The following is a 5,113-nucleotide window of genomic DNA, read 5'->3' on the forward strand; positions in this document are numbered from 1 at the left end:
CGCGCCGCCGCGTCGAGCGCCGCCGCGAGGTCGCCGGAGCGGTGCGCAAGTTCCCCGCCGCGTGCGAGCAGCCGGGCCGCGACCGCCCCCGGCTGCGCCGCGGCCCGCGCCAGGTCGCGGAGCAGGCGCTCCTGCCGGTCGGCGAGGTCGGCGGCCCCCTTCGCGAGCGGCGCGGCGGCGAGCCTGCGGAGCAACCGGGCGGCGCGGTCGCCGTTCTCCTGCGCCTCGCGGACCGCCCCGTTCCCGATGTGGCCCGCGACGAGCACCGCCTCGGACTCGGCGAAGTACGGGTCGGCCGGCAGCGCCGCGGGCCGGGCCGTCAGCACGGCGACGAGCTTCGAGACGTCGGCCGCCAGCGCCCGCTGCCGCTCCCCGACCGCGGCGAGCGGGTCGGCCCCCGCCGGCTTCGTCCACCGGGCGAGGTCCGCGGGGAGGTTGGTGATCCGCTCGCGGGCCGCGCGGTGCCCCCGGGCCAGTTCGCGGAGCGCGTCGGCGAGCGGCCGCGACGGCAGGTGCGCCCCGGCCCCGGCCGGCTCGGCCGGCGGCGGGGCGCGGTCGAACGCGGCGACCTGGTCCCCGGAGTCGGCCATGAGGGCCCCGAGTTCTTCGAGGGCGACCGCTAGGGCCGCGTGCGCCCCGGCCTGGCGGTCCGGCGCGGGCTTGTCGCGGAGCCGGGCGTACTCGTCGGCGGTCCGCTTCTTCTGGACCTGTGCGAACGGGCCGACGCGGGTGAGCAGGAGTTCTTCCAGCTCGCGGCCGAGGTCGCGGGAGGCCTCGGGGTTCACCGGCGAGTTCGGCTGGACCTCCTTCGCCCGCGCCGCGGCGAGCCGCCGGCCGGCCGCGAGCCGGCGGACCCGGTCGAGGTCCGACTCGGCCCCGTTCAGGCGGTCGCCCAGTCGCGCGAGGTCGTCGGCCGCGGCCCGGAGCTTGCGCTCGAGTTCGCCGGGCTTCGGGGCGGCGCGGAACGCGAGGTCGGCGGTGCGGAGGGACTCGGTGGCGTCGTTCAGAAGGGCCGCGGCCTCGGGCGTGCGGGTGACCCGGCCGAGTTGCTTGTAGGCGTCCTGCACGGCGGCCGCGAGTGCGGGGGTCGGCCCGCTGGACTGCACGGCGCGGGCGGCCTCGTCGAGCTTGCGGGCGAGTTCGTCGGCCTTGTCGTCGGGCGGGGCGGCGTTGTCGAACAGGGCGGTGCGGAACCGGTCGAACTCGCGCCGCGCCCAGGCTTGCGAGGCCGGCACGTCCTGTAAGTGGGCGGCGTGGAGGTCGGCCGCGGCCGCGGCGAGGGCGGCGAGCGTGCGGAGCCGGCGGGCGTCGAACCCCGGGAGGTCGAGGGCGGCGAACAGCGGCGCGAGCCGCTCCTGGCGGCCGGCGAGGGGGGCGAGCTTCTTCGCGGCCGCGGCCGGGTCGGTGGGGCGGGGTACCTGCTCGCGGAGCACCTGTTCGACGTTCACCGTGATCGACTCCTGCTCGCGGAGCAGCTTGTCGAACTCCGGGCGGGTCTTCGCGAGCCGCTCGGGAACGGTCGGGAGCACCTTCGCGAGCCGGGCCAGGTGGTCGGCGGCGATCTGCATCGCGCGGTCGGCGTCGGCCCCGGTCCCGCTCAGGAAGTGGACCGCGCCGGTGACGTGCTCGACGGCGGCGTCGCGCTCCCGCGTGCTCTCGCCGGGGGCGACGCGGAGCGCCAGCGCGGCGGTGCGGACCGCGGCCTGCTCGGTGCGGAGCGCGGCGCGGGCCTCCGGGGGGAGCGCGCCGAACGCCGCCGGGGTGCCGCCGGTCGCGGCGCGGAACCGGGCGCGGAGGTCGGCCTGCCACAGCGCGAGGTGCCGGGCCGCGGCCTTCGAGTCGGCCCGCTCGGCGGCCCACGCGTCGAACGTCGCGGCGGCCGCGTCGAGCGCGGCGGCGAGTTGCGCGAGGGCCACGAGCGCGTCCACGTTCTTGCCGTCGGCGATCAGCCCGGCGACCCGCGTGAACTCCTCCGGCTTCGGGAGCGTGGTGCCGGCGAGCCGCGCCGCGGTCCCGGCTCGGGCGAGCACGTCCCCGGCCGCGGCCGCGAGGTCCTTCTGGTCGGCGAGGACCGCGGCGAACGCCCGCTCCTTCGCGGTCGCGTGGAACTCGTTGGCCGCGGCGCTCAGGTCGCGGACCGCGCCGGCGAGGTCGGTCGCACGCGCCGCGAGGCGGTCGAGTTCCACCTGCCGGGCGGCGGCCGTCGCCGTCTGGAGCCGCGGGCTCTCGGCCACGAGCCGGGTCAGGCCCGCGAGCAGTTCCTCCTGCGCCTTCAGCACCTCCTCGGGCGGGGCGGTGGCGGCGCGCTTCGCCAGCGCCAGTTGCGCCGCGGCGAGGTCGGCGAGTGCGATCGCGTCGAGCCGCGAGCGGTTGAGCGACTCGTTGAGAGCGGCCAGTTCCTCGGTGCGGCCGGCGGCGTCGGCGAGCGCCGTGCGCCCGGCGGCGAGAACCGCGGCGCGCTCGCGGGCCGGCACGAGCGCACTCCGGCGGAGCGCGTCGTCGGCGTCCTTCAGGTGACCGTCGGCGACGGCCCGGATCGAAGCCGCGAGCGGCCGCAGGTCCGGGCACAGGGCGCACTCGCGGGCCGCGTCGCCCAGGTGCGCCGCCGCGGTCCTCGCGAACTCGCGGGCGTTCTCGATCCGGGCGAGCTGGTCGGTCGAAAGGGCCGGCCGGCCGGCGTCCTCGGTCAGCGGATCGACGCTGGCGAGCGCGTCGCCGCGGAGCAGCTTCCGCGCCTTCTCGAGCGGAACCCGCACCGCGTCGCGGCGGCCGGCGATCTCTTGAACCTCGGCGCCCGGCGCGTCGGCAGCGACCCGCACCTCGGCCCACCCGGTCTCGGGGTAGGTCGCCTCTTGCGGCTTCAGGTTGGCCTCGTCGATCCGCCGCGAGTCGAGCACGCGGAGCCGGAACCGCAGCGGTTCGTCCGCCTTCAGCCGGCCGGCCAGATCGAACTCCAGCCGGCCGGTCGCGCGTGCGGTCCCGGCCCCGGTGAGCGGAACGGGCACTTCCTCACTCGTCGCGGGGCCGGTGGCGTACTCGACGACCACCGAGCCGACCGCGGTGTCGTCCGTTGCGGCGACCGCGATCGCGAGCCGCTCGCCGGGCCGCACGGTCATCGGCCGCGGCGACACGCCGGCCACCGTCTCGAACCGCGGGGGCGCGTCGGCCCGCACGCGGACCGCGACCGGCGGCTCCTCGACGCGGAGCTTGCGGCCGTCCTGGTCGGCGATGGTCACGAGCCGGAGCGTGCCGTCCTGCTTGAGCCGCAGCGTCGCGGTGCCGCCGAGCCGGTCGGGTGCGAGCGCGAGGCGGGTGAGTTCGGGGGCGGCCCCGTCGGCGCGGAACTCGACGTAGGCGTCGGCCGCCGGGCGGGTGAACTTCAGGCGGAACTCGGCGGTCGCGTGCGGTACGCCCTCGATGGCGGTGAACCCCGGGCGCACCGACCGCGCGCCGTTCGGGGCGTACCGCGGCGGCTGCACCTCGGTGACCGACCCCTCGGCGAGTTCCACCGGATCGACCGCGGTCACGGTGAACCACTCACTCGACGTGCCGGCCGCCTCGACGCGGTACTCGAAGTCGGCGGTTCCGGGGCGGGCGGCATGAAACGCGGCGTTCCCGTCCGCGGTCATGGGAAACCGCTGCTCGGCCGTGCTCCCGCGATCACGGCTAACGAGCGTCGCGGCGGTCGGTAGAGACGCCGCCGGGTCGGTCTTCTCGGCGTAGGCGGTGAGGGTGACGGCGTGGCCGCGGCGGACGACCGGGTCGCCGGACGTGACGACGACGCGGTACGGGGCGAGCGCCGTGCGGTGCCACGGGACCGCGACGCGGCGGATGTGGTCGACGGCCCCGGGGAGCAGCGCGGTGGCCAGCAGCGACCCGCCGAGGGCGAGGGCCGCGGCGGTCGCGGCCCGCAGGTTGCCCGGGAGTTCGCGGCGGGCCTCCTGAACGGGCCGGGCCGCGGGCTCCTTGCGCCACGGAAGGTACACGAGCCGCCACGCGAGCACGCCGAGCCCGGTGACCCACGCGGCCAGCGCGAGCCCGCGGGACCACCCCGGGAGCCGGACGGCCGCGTCGAGCACCGACACGGCGGCGGCGGTCGCCAGCCCGGCCACGATCACCCAGCACGCGCCGCGGGCGGCGCGCATCCGGCGCACGCGGGCGGTCGCGGCGGGGCGGGCCTCGGTGGCTGGGGGCGGGGGGCCGGACATGCACGCTCCATCGCCGCGGGTCGCACGTCTCGGGACGAGGGGACGGACCCTCAGAAGACCGGGGCCGGACCCGGAACCGCGGGGTCCCGTCGCTTCCCGCCCGTCTGCCCTCTGAGGTTCCGTCTTCTCATCCTAAACTGTACCACCGCTCACTTACTCGGGGCAACCACCGGAACCGGGGGCCGATCATGATTTCGCCGGAGCGCCTCGACGCGATGCAGGGCCAGTGGGTGCGGCTCGTCGCCGCGTTCGGGGTCGCCCCCGCGGACGCCTACCCGCCGTTCGACCGGCTCGTCGCCGCGTACACCGCACCGGACCGGCACTACCACACGCTCGAGCACCTGGGCGAGATGTTCCGCGTCGCCGGGCGGCTCGCGGCGCACACCCGCGACCCGCTCGCGGTCCAACTGGCGATCTGGTTCCACGACGCGGTCTACGACCCGCGGGCGAAGGACAGCGAGGCCCGCAGCGCCGCCCTCGCGGCCGACGAGTTGACCGCACTCGGCGTTCCCCCCGCGACCGTGGAAGCCGTGCAGCGCCTCGTGACCGCGACGGCGCACCTGCTCGGCGACGCGCCCCCGGCCGACCCCGATGCCGCGGTCGTCATAGACGCCGACCTCGCGATCCTCGGTGCGGCCGACGCTCGGTACCGCCGGTACGCGGCCGACGTGCGGCGCGAGTACGCCTTCGTGCCCGACGCCGACTACCGCACCGGCCGCGCGGCGGTGCTGCGGCGGTTCCTGGCCCGCCCGCGGATCTACCACCACGACGTGCTGTTCGAGGAGGGCGAGGCCCGCGCCCGCGAGAACCTGACCGCCGAGTTGCGCGAGTTGGGGACGTAGGCGGACGCGCTGCTTGGGCGAACCCTGAGCGCCAGCGAGGGGGTCAGGCGCACCCCCTCGCTG

The 5,113-nt window shown here is 77.4% G+C and carries 2 protein-coding genes; one reads left to right on the plus strand and one right to left on the minus strand.

Annotated features, from left to right (window positions below; all coding sequences use genetic code 11):
- A partial coding sequence (locus tag ACTIGN_RS16000) for a hypothetical protein (protein WP_439625564.1) occupies positions 1-4,208 on the minus strand: 4,208 nt, incomplete at its 3' end.
- A 188-nt stretch (positions 4,209-4,396) separates the two neighbouring features.
- On the opposite strand from ACTIGN_RS16000, the gene ACTIGN_RS16005 reads away from it, so the two are divergent.
- Positions 4,397-5,050 carry an HD domain-containing protein gene (locus ACTIGN_RS16005; RefSeq protein WP_439625566.1) on the plus strand — a complete coding sequence of 218 codons (654 nt, stop codon included), beginning with the start codon at positions 4,397-4,399 and terminating at the stop codon, positions 5,048-5,050.
- The last annotated feature ends 63 nt before the right edge of the window (positions 5,051-5,113 follow it).

It is taken from the genome of Gemmata sp., assembly GCF_051859125.1.
GTDB lineage: Bacteria > Planctomycetota > Planctomycetia > Gemmatales > Gemmataceae > Gemmata.